The sequence below is a fragment of the Natrialba sp. INN-245 genome (genome assembly GCF_009807105.1).
In the GTDB taxonomy this organism is placed as follows: Archaea; Halobacteriota; Halobacteria; order Halobacteriales; family Natrialbaceae; genus Natrarchaeobius; species Natrarchaeobius swarupiae.
Window position 1 is genome coordinate 79,221 of the sequence record NZ_WUBV01000046.1, and the last position, 18,705, is coordinate 97,925.

Genomic DNA, 18,705 nt, shown 5'->3' on the forward strand with positions numbered 1-18,705 from the left:
ACTCGATACCCGTCTGTCGGGACGACCGCCCCGATGATCGATCTCTCGTACACCCCGAGTCGGATCGTCGTGGCGAGCGGGATCGGATGGCTACTATTCGTTACCATCCTCTCGAGTGGGTATCTCCCGTTCGTCGTTCGCGACGCGGACGGTGAAACGATCGTCCAACGAATCCAGGGAATTGCGGGCCTCTATTCGGTGCTCTGGACCGGTGCGGGTGTCGCGTTGCTCGGGTACGGCGTGTTCACTCTTCCGAGCGGGCCACGACACGAGGTGGCGTTGGTGGGAGCGCTCGCAGTCGCGGGCGTCGTTCTCGGGTCCACTCACGTGGTCGTCCTCTCGGCGTTCGGCCTGCTCGAGTATGCGGGTCTCGAGTCGCCGCTGGCTGCGGTTCGATCCGTCCTGTTTCAGGGCACTGTCTGGTTCGGCGGTGGCGCACTCGCTATCGTCGCACTGGGCACCGCCCCGTTGGCCGCCGTCTGCCTCGTTGCCGTCGGCGTCGTCGGCTTTCATGCCGCGGGTCCGGCGATCACCGAGTGGACGAACGAGACGACGGAGCTTCCGTCGGCTCTCGAGGGCCGATTGCGGGTGCTCTCGGACGAGGCAGGGTTCGACGACGTCAGATTTCGCGTCCTGAGCAGGGTTTCGAACTCGAACGCGGCGGTGAGCGGAATTCTTCCAGGCAGGCGGACGATATACGTCACCGAAGCCGCCATCGAATCTCTCTCCGAACGCGAACTCGAGTCGCTCGTCGCACACGAACTCGGTCACTTGGACAACGGGCACCTGCGTCGACAGGCGCTGGGGTCGGCGATATGCTGGAGTGGATACGCGCTCGCTACCGCGGCACTTCTCCGTGCGAGCGTGTGGGCCCCGCTTCTCTTTCTCGTCACGATTCTCGTCGTGGTCTACAACAGCAATCGTGCAATCGACCACGAGTTCGAGGCCGATGCCTTCGCGGCCGCCGTGACGTCCCCGACCGAGACGGCGAACACGGTAGAACGTCTGTACGAGCTAGATTTGATTCCGAAACGACACAGCGGGATGACCGAGCTCTTCTACGAGCATCCGTCGCTCGAGCGACGACTCGAGGCTCTCGAAGACCGTTCTCCCCGCTAATCCGCTCACAGGGTTTCCGACTTCACAGTTTGGACGGACACGTTTGATTCGAGGACTGTCTTATACGGATTGCTGTAACGGTTTTCCGGTGAAACCACAGACGGCTCGTGGTTTCGCCGGTAACGATTTACAGCAGACCGTATTACCGATCGGATGCCCCGGCGGCGATCCTCTACCGGTTGACGACGTACTGGACACACCTCGCGATCGCCGGCTGCGGGGCCGCCGTCGCGTCCGTCGCGGGGACCCAACGCGTTCGAACTGACCCGCCGTCAGCCGTTTCCGAGGGAAGCCTCGATTGAACATCCGGAGAGCGATCCGTCTCAGCCGATGACGTCAGTCTTCGTCGCGACCTCTCGAGCCGCGCGTTCGTTCATCCCGTCGCCGAGGATCGTGTACCGATCGCGGATCTCGTGACACGAGGTCAACGCCTCGATCACCGTGTCGTCGTCGATCCCGAGTTCGGCGGCGGTCGTCGGCGCGTCGATACTCGAGAGGGCATCCCGGATGTCCCGCCAGAAACCGCGTTCGCCGCCGTGGAGGTACGCGGTCATGATCGAGCCGACACCGACCTGGTGACCGTGTAATGCGGCGTCGGGTGCGAGCCGATCGAGCTGGTGCGAAAAGAGGTGTTCCGCCCCGCTTGCGGGTCTCGAGGAGCCGGCGATGCTCATCGCGACGCCCGAGGAGACGAGCGCTTTGGTGACGATCCAGGCCGACTCCTCGAGACCGGGACGGACGAGGTCGGCGTTGTCGACGAGGATTTCGGCGGTCATCTCCGAGAGTGCGGCGGCGTACTCGGAGTACTCGACGTCTTTGAGCCGTCTGGCCAGCCGCCAGTCCATCACGGCGGTGTAGTTCGAGATGATGTCGGCACAGCCCGCGGTCGTCAACTCCCACGGCGCGTCGGCTAAGATTTCGGTATCGGCGACGACGCCCAGTGGAGGCTCCGCCGCGACGCTGTGGCGGGTGTTACCGTCGGGGACGGAGCCGCGATTGCTGACGATGCCGTCGTGGCTCGCTGCGGTCGGAACGGAGAGAAACCCTATTCCGAGGTGTTCACTCGCCATCTTCGCGATGTCGATCGCCTTTCCGCCGCCGACGCCGACGAGGTAGGAAACATCCTCGCGCTCTGCGGTCTCGATGACGGTTTCGACGGAGTCGAACGTCGCCGACTCGACCGTCACGGTCACCGGATCCATTCCCGCCTCCTCGAAGTCGCTGGCGATCGAATCCGTCACCACGTTCCGCGGCGTCGGACTCGTCACGAACAACGGTCGCCCCTGCAGGTGGAGATCGTCGACCGTGTCGACGACCGCCGACCGAACGCCGTGGCCGACGACGACGTTTCGCGGCAGTCGTATCCACTTCGATTTCTCGAACATACGTGGGGTGACACACTCCCGAACCATACGTGTTTATCCGTTCGCTCGAGGCCGGGACAGGCCCGGCGCTAGCCGTAATAATCAGTACAGCAAACACTATGTGAATCGATCAATAGCTGGTGATACACGACGTGTTATTCTCGACAGGTCTAGAAACGATTCCGCTTCAGCTGCGTTCTACATCGGTAACGTACGCTCTTCTGGATACACTAATTATCCCCCATACCGGATTCGTATCACACATAAAATTTCACACATAATAAATTATGTATAGTAAATACATATAGAAGCAGAGAGACCTGTTGTGTTAGTGATGGGGGACGTCTGTTCGTGTGAGCCTCTACGAACCAGTGTCGTTCGTCCCAGCAGGCGAGCTAGTCGGCTCCGTGGTTCGGGGTGTATCCACAGTGATGACACCGAACAGACCGGTCGTACAGCGGAATCCGTGCAGAACAGTACGGGCAGTCGAACTCCATACACTCGATACTATCGTCGAACACTAAAATGTTGCTACGACAATTGTCGTAAATTCAGTCGCCAGGGATCACTGGCGGTGGCAGTGCTGAGAGAAGCCGATGCCAGCAGTACTCGAGGGGTTGCAACCAGTGTTCGACCGTCTCGGAATTAGCATCACTAGAGCAATAGCCAAAGTGGTACGTTCAAAGAAGTACCTACTAAAATATACTTCTTGCGGGAGTTCGTCGGCTGTGGCGTTCGCGTTGAAACGGGTCGCCTCATACGGTGTACTGTCGATCAGTTCCGGTGAGACCGCGACCCGGACGGCGGTCTCACCGATACATCGCTACAGTAACCCGTATCAGCGGTGGTGTGTGTCGCTCACCTAATCGGCAGAATCGACGAGAGTACGGCGTCGACGACGGGTTTCGCGCACAACTCACCGGGCACGTATCCCCGAAACCCATATTCCCGCCGAGAAATGCCGAACACAACGGTATTCACTCGTCTCGAGATCGACCACCGTAGAGAGCCAGTACCGGTCGTCAGTGAACTAGTACCCTCCCACGCGTCGACTACAGGGCCGAACCGGCCCCACGCCACCGAGTTCGTCCCTGCAGGCGTGGAATGCCACTGGACACAGTCGCCACGACCGCAACGGAACCGGTGGCTCGCTGCCCTCGAGTCTGTAGCTCCCTCTTTGTATCCAGTAGTGAGTAGTAGATCGAGATCAGACGGGTAATAATATACGAAACCATACAATATCGGAAGATTGGGTATTCAGGGATGCACCAGCTCGTGTGGTGTCGGCTCGCGCCCGATACCTTCTAACTGACCGTCGCTGATAGCGAGCGGGTAGTGGCCGAATCCGGGCAGGAACACCTGCGAGGAACGCGAGGTCGAGATCGATCGACGACGCGACTCCCGCGAACGGAGATCGAACGATTCCCCTCCAATCCGGCCGACCATCGTCGTCAATTTGCTTTCCGGACGTTCGAGATCCTCGAGGTGATTCAAGAACTCGACGGCGCGGGCGTCTCGGAGATCGCGGACCGCGTCGACATCGGTAAGAGTGCGGTCCACAACCACCTGACGACGCTCGCGAACGAGGAGTACGTCGACAAGGACGGCGACCAGTACTACATTGGGCTATCGTTTCTCGGTCTCGGTGCGTACGCGAGAAACCGAACGCCGATCTACGACGCCGCGAAAGCCGAGGTGGACAAACTCGCGGACGAGACCGGCGAACTGGTGAACCTGCTGGTCGAGAAAAACGGAATGGGGATCTACCTTTACCAAGCGAAAGGCGACAACGCGGTCGAACTCGATACACACGAGGGAAAGCGAGTTCGACTGCACTGTACTGGACTCGGGAAAGCGATCCTGGCGTTTCGGCCAGACGAAGAGGTCGAGCGAATCCTCACGGAACACGGACTCCCCGCGGAGACGAGTCACACGATCACGGATCGTGAGGAGTTCCTCGCGGAACTCGAGACGGTGCGCGAGCAACGCTACGCCGTCGATCGGGAGGAACGTCTCAACGGGCTACGGTGTATCGCCGCGCCGATCACCGACGACACAGACCGCAGTATCGCCGCCGTCAGCGTCTCCTGTCCCGTTCACCGGGTCGGCGACGACCGGTTCTACAACGACCTGCCGGAGGCGGCCCTCGGCACGGCGAACGTGATCGAACTCGAGTACAACTACTCCTGACGATGGGCGAACGACCCCTTCCATCGGCGACGACGTCATCGCGCCGAGCGGACTCCGAGTAGGGACGACGAGCAGAAACGCCGGTATTCTCCGCTCGAGAACGACGTGGTACAATAGTGCAGATTGGGTTCGTCTCGGAGTCACAACGCCACATTGCGGTGTTGACGGCGGTATACGAACGGCGGGACGCGTCACTCGAGGGCGATCCGCGATCGAAACTCCGGTACCCCGCTCACGCCGACGTCGGGGACCCGAAACACCGCGCCTGCGCCGTCGCCCTCTGTCTCCCGATCGCCGTCGGTGAGCGCGGTCGTCAGGTACAGATCCTCGTACGTTGGTCCCCCGAACGTAACCGAGGCGACCTTCCGTGCGGGGAGGTCGATGGTGTCGACGTCCCTGCCGTCGGGATCGTATCGCACGGCCCGACCGCCGTCCCAGCGCGCGGACCAGACGTGGTCGTCTGCGTCGACGGTCATGCCATCGGGAACGCCGTCGCCGTCCGCCGTCTCGAGGAACGTCCGTCGGTTCGTAAGCGCGCCCGTCTCCCGGTCGTAGTCGAACGCGTACACCGCGTGAGCCTCGGACTCGGTGACGTAAAACGTCTCGAGGTTTCGAGAGAACCCCATTCCATTTGGAATATCAACACTTTCGATGACGACGGTCGCGGTGCCGTCGGGCTCGAGGCGGTAGAGGTCGCCCAGCTCGTCGTCGCCGGGCATCGTCCCGCAGAATACCCGACCCTCGGGATCCGCGATAACGTCGTTGAACCGGGTCTCGGCGTCGATCTCGACCACCGGTTGGGCGATGTCGTCGCCGGGCTCGAGCCGGCTGACAGTACCGTGGGTGAACAACAGCAACGCGCCGTCCTCCTCGATCGTGTACCCGCCGATCGGGACGCCGTCGGTCTCGTAGACGAGTTCGTACTCGTCGCGTGCGGGGTCGTATCCGTAGAGTTCGCCGGCTGGGATGTCGACCCAGTACAGTCGTCGATCGTCGGGGTGCCATAGAGGCCCCTCACCGGTGTGAGCACGGGTATCCGCAATACGTTCTCGTTCGGGCATAGTCATTATTGTCGGGCGTTTACACTTGAATCTGTACTCATTGATTCCCCTCGCTCGCAAAGCAGCCACCAGCACTGTTTGGGTTGGCACTCGACTGTGTCCGGGAGTGCAGCGGTTTCGACGACGATCGCAACACTGCGACGATATCGGAAATCCGTTTTGCGAACGATCGATTCACGGCACTTCGGTTGATCGTTGCACAACTACCCTATTTCATATACTGTATAGTAGACTGGTAAAAAGGATAAACCACGCGAACGAAGTCAGTTCGATTCGGTATCGCAGGAGACGATCCGTACCAGTTTGCTGCTGATCTATCTCTTCGCAACCCGGTTCGCACCAACACGACGACCACACCTGAGTTTGGTCGGTTGTCGACGTGGAGCGGGCCTCAGAACGCACTCGGTGCAAATCCGCCGTCGACCGTGAGCACCTCCCCCGTGACGTACGACGACGCATCGCTCGAGAGGTAGATCGCCGTGCCGACGAGTTCCTCGCGCTCCCCGACGCGGCCCAGCGGCGTTCGCTCCTGAATTCGCGTCCGTTTCTCGGTCCCCGCGGCGTAGGTGTCGGCGTTCTGTGGGGTGATGAAGAAGCCGGGTGCGATGGCGTTGACTCGAACGTCAGGTGCGAGTTCCTTCGCGGACGCGCGGGTAAACGCCTCGACACCCCCTTTCGCCGCCGAGTAGGCGGGCAGGTTCTCCATCGCCAGCCGCGCCGCGAGCGAGGAGATGTTCACGATGCTTCCGCCCTCCTCCATCGCCGGGGCAAACGTCTGCGTGACGCGCCGAACGCCGTCGAGCGCGACGTCGGTCACGAACTCCCAGTCCGCGTCATCGATTTTCCGGACGTCCTCGCGGGAGATCGCGCCCTGGGAGGCGACCACGACGTCGATTCCGCCGAGGGCCTCCTGGGCGACCTCGCGAACCCGCTCGAGCGAGTCTCGGTCGGTGACGTCACACAGTACCCGGGCCGTCCTCGCACCGTGGTCCTCGAGGAGGTCGGCGGTCTCGTCGACACGGTCCTCGCTTCGACTCGTGGCGATGACGTCGGCACCGTCGGCAGCGAACCCGACCGCAATCGCCTGGCCGAGTCCGCTGGTTCCGCCGACGACGATCGCTCGTTTGCCCGTTACGGTTACCGGATGGTGCACGTACTCGTCCATACGTCACCTACACGGGTCCATCTACGAATAGGTTTCCACGACCGCAAGCGATGAATCCATCGTTACACTGATTGCGATACTGTCTCGTCGATCCGTCCCGACCATCTGTTCGACGATAATATTCTGTAGTAGAGAACGCTACTTCACAGTGTTTCCTGACATATTTTGTCCTCGAGATGTCCCGTGTTCCAAATCGATCCCTCTGGGAACGCGGCTGGACGAGTCCCATTCGAGCCGAACCTGGTGTGTGGCTTCGATTTCACCACGTTCGACGGAGTTGGGGAACTCCATCATTACACATGTATGGTTGTAATTTTCCGAAACGGATGGAGACGCAAAACTGGCCGATAGCTCGTATGACGCGGTTCCGATTCGAATATACGATACGGTATGTAGTCTGTCCTCCCCCGTCGAGAACGGTCTGCAGACTGGTATACCCTCTATATAGAGAACGAACCTGTTGTAATGATAAACATATGCTGATAAATAATTCGGATGACTCCATGATCGACTAAAAGCACAACGGGGTGAGGACGGCCGATGGCACCTCCGACTCGTACTGATCGACCGACCGTCCAACAGAATTATACTGACCGCTGGCCGAGTCGAGGTATGCGCGCACTTGCCAAAACGAGCCGTGAGTACGGCGCGGTGGAACTCGTCGATCGGTCGCGACCCGAACCCGCTGCCGACGAGGCGTTGATCGAAGTCGACTACGCCGGCCTCTGTGGAAGCGACGCAGGCATCTACAAGTTCAAGTCCGCCTTCGAACGGATGAGCTTGCCGACGGTGATCGGCCACGAGTACACCGGCCGCGTCGTCGAGGTCGGTGACGACGTCGCCGGCCTCGAGCTGGGTGATCGAGTTGTCGAGCGGCCAATTCGTAGCTGTGGTTCCTGTTACCAGTGTAAGATCGGCGAGGAAAACGTCTGTCAGGACGCTGTGATCACCGGCGTCGACCACGACGGCGCGTACGCGGGGTACATCTCGGTCCCCGAATCGGCGCTACAGCGCGTCGGCGACGACGTCGACCCGCGCCACGCCGCGCTGGTCGAACCGACCAGCATCGGGGCACGAGCGGTCGTCCACAACTCCCGCGTCGGCGCAGGTGATCGCGTCATGGTCGCCGGTCCCGGTCCGATCGGTCTCCTTACGGCGCAGATCGCCGACGCGCAAGGCGGCGACGTCGTCGTGGCGGGCGTCGGCAACGACGTCAGTTACCGACTCCCGCTGGCCGAGGAACTCGGATTTCGGACGGTCAACGTCGAGGAACACGACCTCGAGGCCGTTCGCGAAGAACTGACCGACGGGGTCGGCTACGACGTCGTTTTCGATACGACGGGCCACCCGTCCGGGCTGACGATGGCCGTAGACGAGGTGCGCAAGGGCGGCCAGATCGTCGTCGTCGGGCAGACTGGCGAGACGACGATGCCCTACTCGCCGCTGGTCCGGTCGGAACTGGATCTGCAGTGTTCGTACGCGTCTACCTACGAGGATTTCGACCGATCTCTCCGGCTGATCGCCACGGGCGACGTCGACCTCGAGACCGTCCTCGACGATCGCTACTCGCTGCTCGAGGTGGACGAGGCGTTCGAAGCGTTTCTGGGCGGTGAGACGTGCAAGCCGGTGTTCGACGTGAGTTTACTCCGAGAGTGATCGCCGAGCGTTGCGTGGCGGCGAGTTACTTCTCGAATTTGTCGGTTCGTCCTTATAATACGATAGATGATAATAGATGCTATTACTATATATTCTGTTACTATATTGGTCCGAACGAACTGCGTTGCGGACGGTTCCGATCGATTGTATCGTGTGTGCCGCCAACTAAACGTATTGACGCCGATTAATCGATCTCGACACAAACATTGGTAGTCGTCAAATAGTGTTCGGTTGAGAGGAGATGAGGGTCAACAAATCGAGTCTATCAAACCCACAATTCGAGCATTGTACCGACTCTTCGCCCGGGTTGACACTGTGTTTGTGTCGGTGACATCCGTGAGGTGGTTTGAACGGCAGTTCGACACTATGACGCAGATATGCCGATTTAATATATAGGTATGGGTACCGATAGCTTTGGTGTCTACCGGAGTCTAATTCGAGTGGCGAGGGGGCGAGCCTGTCGGAACATCTGTCTGAATTCGTCTCGTGATCCCCCGAGTTTGATCCCACAACTTCGACTCGCCGACGCTGTTCTGCTGCGGCGTCGAGTCCACACGGGCTGGCGTCGACGGACCGAGGCGCACGGCGCTTTCGTACGCTCGAGACAGTCACAGCTGTCGGCGTCGGCGTACGCGAGTTCCCCGACGACGTCGAGATCCACGTCCTACGCTCCTCAAGCAGCCACGAAAGCTTCGGTCGCACCTGAAACGACCAACTGATCGAACGTCCCCTCGAGCTACCGTTCGGCTGGAACCAGCTCGTCTGCCGGTTCCGATTCGGCTTCGGCGTCGCTCTCGCTCGCCTCGTCGCCGTCGGTCTCAGCGATGGGGTGGCCCCTGACGAACGACCGCGTTCGTTCACGCTGTGGGTTTTCGAAGAACGATTGGGTGTCGTTCGACTCGACGAGTTCGCCGAGGTAGAGAAACACCACTTCGTCCGCGAGCCGTCTGGCCTGGTCCATGCTGTGTGTGACCATGACGATCGTGTACTCCGTCTTCAGTGACTCGAGCGTCTCCTCGACCCGTTCGGCCGAGATAGGGTCGAGCGCCGAGGTCACTTCGTCACAGAGCAACACGTCGGGTTCGACGGCGAGTGAACGAGCGAGACAGAGCCGCTGAATCTGGCCGGTCGACAGTTCGGCTGCGGGCGTCTCGAGACGGTCACGAACCTCCTCCCAGAGGTTCACCTTCCGCAGGTAGCTCTCGACCAGGTCGTCGAGTTCCGATTTCGACTCGTAGTCGCCGTGGATCTTCACGCCGTAGGCGACGTTCTCGTAGATCGACAGCGGTAACGGCGTCGGCGTCTGCGGAACGTAGCCGATCCGTCTGCGAATCTCGGGTGCCGGCTCGTCGGTGTCGTAGATCGAGCGGTCCTCGAGGAGGACGTCGCCCGAGACGTCGACGTTCGACTGGATGTCGTGGAGGCGGTTCAGCGATTTTAACAGCGTCGACTTCCCACAGCCGGAGGGGCCGATGATCGCTGTCAGGCGGTTTTCCGGAAACTCGACGTCGACGCCTTTCAGCGCCTCGACGTTGCGATTTCCGGTGTACGTTACGGCGAGGTCTTCCGTTCGAAGTGCGATCTGTTGGCTCATGAGTGTCTTCCTCCTGGTGCGTATCGTGCGAACCGTCCGGCGAGTAGCTTCGAGATCAGAATCAGCCCGAGGACGGCGACGATGAGAACGAACGACGCCGCGTACGCGTGTGACCGAACCTCCGCGTTGAACGACGTCGACTGATCGAAGATGAGAATCGGCAGGGTCGTCGCCGGTTCGAAGAGACCGGCGGGCATCTGGGTGCTCCGACCGGCGGTAAACAGCACCGTCGCGGCGTCACCGATCCCGCGGGCAAAGCCCATGATGATTCCGGCGACGACGCCGGGAAGCGCCGCACGGACGGTCATCCGCGCCGTCTCGAATCGTGTCGCACCGAGTCCGTACGCCGACTCCGTGACCGTCTCCGGCGCGGACCGCAGCGCCTCGTCGGTGTACCGGGTCATGATCGGATACTGGAAGATCGCGATGGCGACGATACCGAAAAACAGGCTGGTCCGGGCGCCGACGGCGATGATCACCGTCAGGACGAACACCCCGTAGACGATCGGCGGCGTCGCCCAGAGCACGTTCAGGAACATGTTCACGGTATCGGAGAACCGTTCGCTCGAGTAATCACTCTGGAGATAGATCGCCGTCGAGATGGCGAGAACCATCGAGACGACCGTCGCGGGACCGACGATGAAGATGCTCCCGAGGACGGCGTGGAGGAAGCCACCGTCTCCCTCGAGCATGTACCGCGATCCCGGCGGCGTAAACACGATCGACGGATCGCCGAGGAGCGCGGCGCCACCTCTGACGATCGTCACGCCGACGACCAGAAGCATGACGCCGACGACGAGTGCGGTCGCAGCCCGGACGAGCACGCCGAACAGTCGCTGTTTGGCGTATCGATCCATCAGTACTGCCACCTCCGTCTGAGTCGCCGCTGGACGAGCATGGCCCCGAAGTTGAAAAACCAGACGACGACGACCAGCATGAGTCCGACGAAGATCAGCGCGGACTGGGTGATCGGGATCGACATCAACTCGCCGAAGTCGCTGACGATCAGCGTCGGGAGCGTCTGTCCCGTCGCGAACAGCGAGTCCGGCATCTGCGTCTGACCGCCGATGAGCATGGCCGGGACGATCGTCGCGCCGAAGACGCGTCCGAAGCCGAGCAGGACCGCCGAGAAGATACCCGGCCCCGCCGCGCGCAACAGGACCGATCTGATCGTCTCCCACTTGGTCGCGCCGACGCCGAGCGAGGACTCGCGCAACTCGTCGGGGAGGGCCTCGAGGGACTCGACGGACAGCGAGATCATGAAGGGCGTGACGACGATCGCCATCACGAGGCTGACGGTGAAGATACCCAGACCGGTCGCGCTGGCGCCGACCGCCGGGGCGAGGTAGTTACCGACGAACGGAACCACGACGAGCAACGCGACGAGTCCGAAGATGACGCTCGGAATCGCGGCGAGTACGTCGATGAACGACGAGACGATCACTTTCAGCCGTCCCCCGGCGTACTCGGCGATGTAGATCGCCACCAGGATCGCGATCGGCGTCCCCATGAGCATCGAAACGACGGCCACGTAGATCGTGCCGACGATCGCTGGCAGGAAGCCAAACTGGTTCTGTGACGGATCCCAGTTCGCCGACGTCAACATCTGCACCAGTGAGTACTCCGCGAGCAGCGGCAGCGATCGGTGGACGAGCGTCAGGACGATCAGACAGAACATTCCGATCGCGAAGTAGCCGGCGCCGCGAAGCCAGTAGCTACTCAGTCGCTCGGCGAGCAGTCGCCGGCCGAGACGATCCGATCGTCGGTCGGCGTCTCCCGATTCTATCGATTCCTCCATCGGTCACCTCACGGTCCGTTCGCCAGGGTTTCCTGGGCCTCGTCGAGTCGGTCCTCTTCAAGTGGCACGTAGCCGTTTTCGCGGACGTACTGCTGGCCGTCAGTCAGCACGAACTCGACGAAGTCGTACGCTTCATCCTCGAACGGACCGTTCGAGGCGAGGAACATCTCGCGGGCCGGCGGCGCGGGATACGTCCCCTCCTCGACGGCGGCGAGGAACTCCTCGCGGGTCTCGTAGAACTCCTCGTCCTCCGAGAGCGTGCCGTCGCCGTCGAGATCCAGCGGAACCGGCCGGATGTCGCCCTCGAGTTCGCCGCTTTCCAGATCGTAAACGTAGTTGATGTTGTTCAGCGAGATAGCGTTCTCGTCGCTTGCGATGGCCTCCGCGACTCGCTGATCGCCGTCGTGGTTCGCGTCGGCCAGTTCCTCGAGTTCGTTCTCAGTGTAGGCGTCATCCTCTCCGCCGAGGAAGTCTCCCCACTGCTTGTACGCGGCCGAGGCGTCGGAGCGGCCGTAGACGACGATCTCCTCGTCGACGTCGGCGTCGACGAGTTCGCCCCAGTTCGTGATCTCCCGCGTAAAGATCGCCTCGAGGTCCTCGCGGGTGAACCCACTCTCCTGAATGTCGTCGAGAACGGGGTTATCGACGTTGACCGTGCCGACGACCGTATCGACGAGCATCGGGACGGCGAACAGTCCCTGATCGATCTCCTCCTGTTCGGGCTGGCGTCCCATCATCGCGACGTCGACCTGATCGTTCAGTACGTCCGAGACGCCAACACCCGTTCCGCCGCCGCTGATGTCGAACGAGGCGTCGGATTGATCCTCGTAGATGTCCGCCCAGACCTCGACCATCGGCAGCGGACCGACCCCGCCCGAGATTCGAACGGCTGACCCCCCGTTGGACGACGTACACCCCGCAACCGAAACCGCACCGCCCACAGCTGTCGCTTTCAACAAAGCACGACGCGAATAGTATCCATCCATCGTTACCCCGCCGTTTGGACTCGGGTTTTGTAACCCCTCGTCAGCCTGCAATGCTCCCCTCCTCACGGTGAAACCAGCAATACCCTCGTATCCGTGCCTGTCACAGACACCCGTAGGACAGTTTCCCACACACGATAGACCAGTCGATCTCGAGTAGTCGAAAACGGGGGATAGGGGCCCGCTACTTGAGTCTGAGGCCACCGTCGCCCGCGACAGTCGTCGTGGCACCGAGTGATCGAAGCACGTCCTTCCGCCGGCTCGATTCTGGTGGTCGCTCGTTCCGACGAATCTAGCCGTGATTGGAGCCAGCAGCGCCTTCTGCAAATATCGCCTGTGTCTGCGACGGTCCGATATCTCGACACACCGGGCGTTTTCGTACGGTCTGTGATGACTGATTGCCGGTTGATCGGTCGCCGGTCTGTGATCGACCGGTACCGACGTGTAGCGGTCCGTATCAGAGAAGGACCGAGAGGGTCGCGAGCGAGAGCGTACTGGCAACGAGCAACGCGATCAGTACGACGAGAACGGGGAGCGGTCCCGCCTTCCGGAGTTCTGTGAGCCGGATCTCCGTTCCGAGACCGACGAACGCGAGCACGAACAGCCAGTTGTAGGCATTTTCGATGGCAGCGAGCTGGTCAGGGGAGAGCACACCTGCCGTGGCGACGAGGACGAGCGCGAGAAAGCCGAGGACGAACTTCGGAAATTCGTCCCAGAGCGTCCGAACCGTGGGTCGGCTTCCGTCCGCCGATCGGGCGTAGTACCCCGCGTACCCGAGTACCACGACGCCGATCAGTGCGTTTCGTGCGAGTTTCGTCACCGTCGCCCACTGGCCGGCGACGTCCGAATGAGCGAAGCCGACGGCGACGACCGGTCCCGTCGAGAACATGCTGACACCGGCCCAGATCCCGAAGACAGTCCCCGACAGTTCGAGTGCGTCACCCACGATCGGGAAGACGACGATCGTCACCGCATCGAACAGCAAGACCGTCGCCGCCGCGTACGCGACCTGACTTTCGCGTGCGCGGATCGCTCCGCCGACCGCCACGATGGCCGAAACGCCACAGATACCGGAGCCGGCTGCGAGCAACGAACCGAGCCGATCAGCGAGGCCAAAGACGTTCCGCGAGAGCAGTTCGACGACGACGATCGTCGATCCGGTGACGAGCGCGATGACGGCCACCACGACGACGCCGGCCTCGAGCAGCGTATCGAGTGTCAGGGATGCACCCATGAGGACGATTCCGGCACCGAGCCAGAGTTTGTGAGTGGCGATCCCCGGCTCGAGGCGATCGGGGACGCCGACGGCGTTCGCCAGAACGAACCCGAGTCCGATCGCGACGAGCAGGTGGTTCGCGCCGAGGACGAGTTCGATTCCTCGAGCGAGAACCGCGCCGAGACAGAGAACCACGAGCCCGGGGAGAAATCGGCGGGCGGACATCACCAGGGGATCGGAAGTTCGAACGCACCGACCAGTACGACGATCACCGCGCCGACAGCAACGCTTTGCCAGTCCCGCTCGAGGTCCCTCCAGTGGGTTCGAACCATCTCGGCAGCCGCCGCCCAGCGATCGAACGACATTCGTTCGATACCTCCGCTTCGCGTCACTTTACGCTTGTCGATCCTGTCCGAAATAGCGGACAATGTTGCGTGTACTGATGACGAAAATCCGAGTTTTCCCCAGCCGACTCGAGGCTGCGGGTACTCGAGCGCAGCGATACGTCTCTTCAATTCGACGTCGGCGTCGGGCGGTCCCGACATCGGAACAGAGTTCGAGACACGAGACTGCCTCGAGCGTCGCCAGTTGGTCGGATTATAAGTACCGAACGGGAGCGCCGCGAAATGCGGCTCGGGGATGCGGTCTGGAACGATCGAAAACGCGAACGCGAACCGGTTCGTGCCCTACTTGTGGCGCTCGAGCAGATCGTAGCTGCGCTCCCACTCGGCGTCGTCGTCGAAGTACCGTTCGGCGAGCGGCTGGTCGGGCATCTCGCCGACGGCCTGTTTCTCCTGCTGGTAGGACGGGCGGTCCTCGTCGACGTAGTAGCGGCCGGTCAGGACGGTACCTTCGTTCAGGACGTCCTCGGTCTCGCGCATCATCTCGGCGGCCTCTTCCCGGTTGGTGTGATCGAAGTCGTAGTCGTCGGACTCCTGGACGTCGATGTAGGGGACGTACTGGCGTGCGTCCTTGTTCCAGGTCGGACACTGGGTCAGGAAGTCGACGTGGGCGAAGCCGTCGTGTTCGATGGCTTCCTTGATGATCTCCTTGGCCTGGTTCGGGTTGACGGCGGCGGTGCGGGCGATGTAGCTCGCACCGGCGGTCAACGATTGGGACAGCGGCCGGATAGGCGTCTTCGCGCTGCCCGAGGGCTGGGTCTTCGATTTGTGGCCCTTCGGGCTGGTGGGCGAGGTCTGGCCCTTCGTCAGGCCGAAGATCTCGTTGTTGAACACGATATAGGTCATATCGTGGTTCTCGCGGGCCGTGTGGATGAAGTGGTTGCCACCGATGCCGTAGCCGTCACCGTCGCCGCCAGCGGCGATGACCTCGAGTTCCGGGTTCGCGAGCTTGGCGGCACGGGCCACGGGCAGCGAGCGGCCGTGGATCGTGTGGAAGCCGTACGTATCCAGATAGCTATTCAGTTTGCCAGAACAGCCGATCCCGGTGACGGTCAGCACTTCTTCGGGGGTCTTTCCGACTTCCGGCAGGGCCTGCTTGAGCGACTTCAGGACACCGAAGTCGCCACAGCCCGGACACCAGGTCGGCTGCGGTTCGACACCGGGCGTAAACTCGTCCCGGTCGATCTCTCGTTTCTCACCGATCGCGTTGAATGCACTCATGGTTAGTCACCTGCCGCGGGTTCGATTCGTACCTGTGCCTCCGGCTGCTGGTCCTCCTCGGCAACGTTGACTTCGTAACCCTCAACGACCTCGGCGGGCTCGAAGGGGTTGCCGTTGAACTTCAGCAGGCTGGTCATCTTGTCGCCGTACTGACCCAGTTCCTTCTGGATCAGGCCGCGGAACTGTCCGGTGGCGTTCATCTCGACGACCATCGCCTCGTCGACGCTCTCTAAGAACTCCGTCACTTCCGTCTCGGGGAAGGGCATCATATCGGAGACGCTGATCCCCTTGACGGAGTGACCCTGCTCGTTCAGCCGCTCGACGGCCTCCTGGACGGCACCCTGGGAGGAGCCCCAGGTGATGATGCCGTAGTCGGCCTCGTCGGGGCCGAAGTACGTCTGGGTCGACTCGCGTTCCTCGTCGAGTTCCGCGCGGATGGCCTCGAGCTTCTCGAGGCGCCGTTCCATCTGGGCGACGCGGTTGTCGGGGTCCTCGCTGATGTGACCGACCGGTGAGTGCTCGTTCCCGGTCGCGAGGTAACGGCCGCCCTTCTGGCCGGGGATCGACCGCGAGGCGACGCCGTTCTCGGCGTCCTCGTAGTTGAAGCGCTTGAACTTCCCGGAGTTGTCGTGTGCGGCCTCCTTGAGCTCTTCTTCGGTCAGCGTCGAGCCGAGGTCGGGCGAGACCTCGCGGTCGAAAAAGTCGACGTCGACGTTCTTGTTCTCGCCGGAGAGCTTCTGGTCGTAGATGAGGATCGCCGGAATCTGGTAGTCCCAGGCGATCTCGAAGGCCAGTCGCGTCTGCTCGTAGGCTTCCTCGATGTTGCCCGGCGCGAAGACGACGCGCTGGGAGTCGGCCTGGCTCGTATAGAGGACGAACTCGAGGTCGGACTGCTCGGGCTTGGTCGGCATCCCGGTCGAGGGACCGGCACGCATCGACTCGACGAGGACGATCGGCGTCTCGGTCATCTCCGCGAGCCCGAGCGGTTCGCTCATCAGGGCGAAGCCGCCACCTGAGGAGCCGGACATGGCCTTGACGCCGGCGTGGCTCGCACCGACGGCGAGTGCGGCTGCGGCGATTTCGTCCTCGACCTGCTCGGAAACCCCGCCCATGTCGGGGAAGTTCTGGCTGAGGATGGTGAACACGTCGGTCCACGGCGTCATCGGATAGCCGGCGATGAATCGACAGCCGGCGTCGATGGCTCCGTAGGCGATCGCGTTCGAGCCCGACAGCAGCGCCTGCTCGGTCTCGTGGTCGCCCGTCGGGGCGCGGAGGTCGTGTCCGGTCTCGAACTCGTCCTCGACCATCTCGTAGGCGTCGTGGAGAATCTCGAGGTTCGACTCGAGGACGTCGCCGCCCATCGCATCGGACATCAGATCCTCGATGTGCTCGAGTTCCATATCGAGCAGGGCGGCGGTGACGCCGACCCCTGCGGTGTTACGCATGACCTCGCGGCCGTGTTCCTTGGCGAGGCCGCGCAGATCGACCGGATAGACGTGCCAACCGTTCTCCTCGGCACGTTCCTCGAGGTCGAGTGTCGCAACCGCTTCCTCGTCGATCAGTCCCTCGTCGTAGACGATCACGCCACCCTCGCGCAACTCGTCTAGGTTCTCCGAGAGAGGTTTGATCTCCTCGTTGCCGTAGTAGGCCTCCTCCTGTGGGTTTCGGGCGAACGAGTCCCCGAGTGCAAGCAGGAAGTTGTAGCCGTCTCCCCGTGACTGTACCTCGTGCTCGGCGGCCCGGATCTCGACGTACGTGTGGCCACCACGGATCCGCGAGGGATAGTGGCGGTGTGTGAATACGTCGAGCCCCGAGCGCATCAGCGCCTTCGCGAAATTCTGGCTCGTCGAGTCGATCCCGTCTCCGGAACCCCCTGCGATTCGCCAGATGAGTTCGTCGTCGCTCATAGGTAAATCAGTGGCCGGTGGGCCAACCGTACCCGAATTTTGCTCTACCGGACCTAAAGCCTTTGCTATAGATTACCAAGGATCTTTCATGAAGAATGAACGTCCGTTGTAAATTCCTCGTTACGTATCGATATTAGTTTTCATAGAAAACTAGTTTACCGTTTCTCAAGTTCGAGCCCCGGCGGACCGACGAGATCGATCCCACACTCGTCGAGAAACTCGCGAAGGAACTCCGCTCGGTCAGTGATCTCGGCGGGCCGATGCGCGTCGGTGCCAACCGTGACGGGGACGTCGAACGCTCGAAGCTCCTCGAGAAACGACTCATTGGGGTGGACGATGCCGGCGTCGGTCAGCGCTCGGCCGGCGTTTATCTCCGGCACCGTCCGCGAATCGGCGAACGCGCGAGCGACCCGCCGGTACTGCTCGTCCGTCGCCCGTCCCCGTAGCGGCGGCGTCCGTGCGATCAGGTCGACGTGGCCGGCGACGTCGAACAGTTCGGACTCGACGAGCGCGACGAGCCGATCGAAGTACGCCGCGACGACACCGTTGAGGTCGGCGTCGTTTCGGCCCCGAAAATTCGATGGGACCTGTACGTTTCTCCCGTCGACCGTGTGGACGCTCCCGATCGTGTAATCGAACGCCGCCGTCTCGAGAAAGTCCCGAATCGCGGCTTCGTCCCGGGGATCGTAGTCCATCTCCACCGCGTCGTAGATCTCGATCGACGTCTCCTCGCGAAGGCGCTCGATCGCCCGTCGTCGGCGCTCGTAGGTGAGATCGAGGTTGAATCCGTAGCGACTTCGCATCGTCACCGTGTGCTCGCGCGGGGCGACGTTGCAGTGGTCGGCGAAGCCGATCCCCTCGAGTCCGGCGACCTCGGCGGCCTCGACCATCGCCTCGAGGAACTCGCCGTCGGAGTAGTTCGAGTGGAGGTGAAAATCTCGCATACGGCGCGTAGGGGAGCTGACGGGTTAGCCCTTCTGCTGGGTACCAACCGTGGCGCTTCTGCTGGACGGTCACCGTGATGCGAGGG

16 protein-coding genes are annotated in these 18,705 nt (G+C 61.8%); 4 read left to right on the plus strand and 12 right to left on the minus strand.

All coding sequences use genetic code 11. From position 1 onward, the window contains the following. Window positions 1-33: 33 nt before the first annotated feature. The gene (locus GRS80_RS14430; protein WP_160048173.1) at window positions 34-1,119 is read left to right on the plus strand and encodes a M48 family metalloprotease; all 1,086 of its coding nucleotides are present in this window, start codon (window positions 34-36) and stop codon (window positions 1,117-1,119) included. A gap of 107 nt (window positions 1,120-1,226) precedes the next feature. Beyond that, window positions 1,227-1,421: a hypothetical protein gene (locus tag GRS80_RS14435; protein WP_160048174.1), complete on the plus strand. Its 195-nt coding sequence runs from the start codon at window positions 1,227-1,229 to the stop codon at window positions 1,419-1,421. Window positions 1,422-1,442: 21 nt separating this feature from the next. Here GRS80_RS14435 and GRS80_RS14440 read toward each other — a convergent pair whose 3' ends face one another. Next, entirely contained in the window at window positions 1,443-2,504 is a 1,062-nt protein-coding gene (locus GRS80_RS14440) for an NAD(P)-dependent glycerol-1-phosphate dehydrogenase (protein WP_160048175.1), read from the minus strand. 1,392 nt (window positions 2,505-3,896) lie between these two features. Between GRS80_RS14440 and GRS80_RS14445 the strand changes: the two genes are divergently transcribed. Then, window positions 3,897-4,673: an IclR family transcriptional regulator gene (locus GRS80_RS14445; RefSeq protein ID WP_343161594.1), complete on the plus strand. Its 777-nt coding sequence runs from the start codon at window positions 3,897-3,899 to the stop codon at window positions 4,671-4,673. Between the two features lie 191 nt (window positions 4,674-4,864). On the opposite strand, the gene GRS80_RS14450 is transcribed toward GRS80_RS14445, so the two are convergent. Together GRS80_RS14450 and GRS80_RS14455 are read right to left on the minus strand one after the other, a co-directional pair. Further along, on the minus strand, window positions 4,865-5,734 hold the full coding sequence (locus GRS80_RS14450) for an SMP-30/gluconolactonase/LRE family protein (protein WP_160048176.1): 870 nt from the start codon (window positions 5,732-5,734) through the stop codon (window positions 4,865-4,867). 391 nt (window positions 5,735-6,125) lie between these two features. After that, on the minus strand, window positions 6,126-6,899 hold the full coding sequence (locus tag GRS80_RS14455) for an SDR family NAD(P)-dependent oxidoreductase (RefSeq protein WP_160048177.1): 774 nt from the start codon (window positions 6,897-6,899) through the stop codon (window positions 6,126-6,128). 612 nt (window positions 6,900-7,511) lie between these two features. Between GRS80_RS14455 and GRS80_RS14460 the strand changes: the two genes are divergently transcribed. After that, window positions 7,512-8,555, plus strand: a complete 1,044-nt coding sequence (locus tag GRS80_RS14460) for an alcohol dehydrogenase catalytic domain-containing protein (protein ID WP_160048178.1) — start codon at window positions 7,512-7,514, stop codon at window positions 8,553-8,555. A 736-nt stretch (window positions 8,556-9,291) separates the two neighbouring features. Here the strand turns inward: GRS80_RS14460 and GRS80_RS14465 are convergent. The 9 genes from GRS80_RS14465 to GRS80_RS14500 all read right to left on the minus strand — a co-directional run bounded on the left by GRS80_RS14465 (window position 9,292) and on the right by GRS80_RS14500 (window position 18,619). Continuing rightward, the gene (locus tag GRS80_RS14465) at window positions 9,292-10,149 is read right to left on the minus strand and encodes a phosphate ABC transporter ATP-binding protein (protein WP_160048179.1); all 858 of its coding nucleotides are present in this window, start codon (window positions 10,147-10,149) and stop codon (window positions 9,292-9,294) included. Then, complete coding sequence (locus GRS80_RS14470; RefSeq protein WP_160048180.1) at window positions 10,146-11,006, minus strand: ABC transporter permease subunit; 861 nt, start codon at window positions 11,004-11,006, stop codon at window positions 10,146-10,148. The genes GRS80_RS14465 and GRS80_RS14470 overlap by 4 nt, the downstream gene beginning before the upstream one ends. Next, complete coding sequence (gene pstC / locus GRS80_RS14475; RefSeq protein WP_160048181.1) at window positions 11,006-11,947, minus strand: phosphate ABC transporter permease subunit PstC; 942 nt, start codon at window positions 11,945-11,947, stop codon at window positions 11,006-11,008. Before pstC ends, GRS80_RS14470 begins: the two co-directional genes overlap by 1 nt. 8 nt (window positions 11,948-11,955) lie before the next feature. Next, a complete protein-coding gene (locus tag GRS80_RS14480; RefSeq protein WP_160048182.1) occupies window positions 11,956-12,933 on the minus strand; it encodes a substrate-binding domain-containing protein in 978 nt (325 codons plus the stop codon). A gap of 454 nt (window positions 12,934-13,387) precedes the next feature. Then, window positions 13,388-14,371, minus strand: coding sequence for a putative sulfate exporter family transporter (locus GRS80_RS14485; protein WP_160048183.1), 984 nt, complete (start codon window positions 14,369-14,371; stop codon window positions 13,388-13,390). Next, window positions 14,371-14,511, minus strand: a complete 141-nt coding sequence (locus GRS80_RS20460; protein WP_200840398.1) for a hypothetical protein — start codon at window positions 14,509-14,511, stop codon at window positions 14,371-14,373. The genes GRS80_RS14485 and GRS80_RS20460 overlap by 1 nt, the downstream gene beginning before the upstream one ends. 321 nt (window positions 14,512-14,832) lie before the next feature. Then, window positions 14,833-15,768, minus strand: a complete 936-nt coding sequence (locus tag GRS80_RS14490; protein WP_160048184.1) for a thiamine pyrophosphate-dependent enzyme — start codon at window positions 15,766-15,768, stop codon at window positions 14,833-14,835. Window positions 15,769-15,770: 2 nt separating this feature from the next. After that, complete coding sequence (locus tag GRS80_RS14495; RefSeq protein WP_160048185.1) at window positions 15,771-17,675, minus strand: 2-oxoacid:acceptor oxidoreductase subunit alpha; 1,905 nt, start codon at window positions 17,673-17,675, stop codon at window positions 15,771-15,773. 155 nt (window positions 17,676-17,830) lie between these two features. Further along, window positions 17,831-18,619 (minus strand): PHP domain-containing protein, encoded by a 789-nt coding sequence (locus GRS80_RS14500; protein WP_160048186.1) that lies wholly within the window; start codon window positions 18,617-18,619, stop codon window positions 17,831-17,833. Window positions 18,620-18,705 lie beyond the last annotated feature (86 nt).

Bases quoted from the DNA above. Each gene is read 5' to 3' on its own strand.
- GRS80_RS14430 (WP_160048173.1), top strand. From the start codon at position 34: ATGATCGATCTCTCGTACACCCCGAGTCGGATCGTCGTGGCGAGCGGG.
- GRS80_RS14440 (WP_160048175.1), bottom strand. From the start codon at position 2,504: ATGTTCGAGAAATCGAAGTGGATACGACTGCCGCGAAACGTCGTCGTC.
- GRS80_RS14450 (WP_160048176.1), bottom strand. From the start codon at position 5,734: ATGCCCGAACGAGAACGTATTGCGGATACCCGTGCTCACACCGGTGAG.
- GRS80_RS14455 (WP_160048177.1), bottom strand. From the start codon at position 6,899: ATGGACGAGTACGTGCACCATCCGGTAACCGTAACGGGCAAACGAGCG.
- GRS80_RS14460 (WP_160048178.1), top strand. From the start codon at position 7,512: ATGCGCGCACTTGCCAAAACGAGCCGTGAGTACGGCGCGGTGGAACTC.
- GRS80_RS14465 (WP_160048179.1), bottom strand. From the start codon at position 10,149: ATGAGCCAACAGATCGCACTTCGAACGGAAGACCTCGCCGTAACGTAC.
- GRS80_RS14470 (WP_160048180.1), bottom strand. From the start codon at position 11,006: ATGGATCGATACGCCAAACAGCGACTGTTCGGCGTGCTCGTCCGGGCT.
- pstC (WP_160048181.1), bottom strand. From the start codon at position 11,947: ATGGAGGAATCGATAGAATCGGGAGACGCCGACCGACGATCGGATCGT.
- GRS80_RS14480 (WP_160048182.1), bottom strand. From the start codon at position 12,933: ATGGATGGATACTATTCGCGTCGTGCTTTGTTGAAAGCGACAGCTGTG.
- GRS80_RS14485 (WP_160048183.1), bottom strand. From the start codon at position 14,371: ATGTCCGCCCGCCGATTTCTCCCCGGGCTCGTGGTTCTCTGTCTCGGC.
- GRS80_RS20460 (WP_200840398.1), bottom strand. From the start codon at position 14,511: ATGTCGTTCGATCGCTGGGCGGCGGCTGCCGAGATGGTTCGAACCCAC.
- GRS80_RS14490 (WP_160048184.1), bottom strand. From the start codon at position 15,768: ATGAGTGCATTCAACGCGATCGGTGAGAAACGAGAGATCGACCGGGAC.
- GRS80_RS14495 (WP_160048185.1), bottom strand. From the start codon at position 17,675: ATGAGCGACGACGAACTCATCTGGCGAATCGCAGGGGGTTCCGGAGAC.
- GRS80_RS14500 (WP_160048186.1), bottom strand. From the start codon at position 18,619: ATGCGAGATTTTCACCTCCACTCGAACTACTCCGACGGCGAGTTCCTC.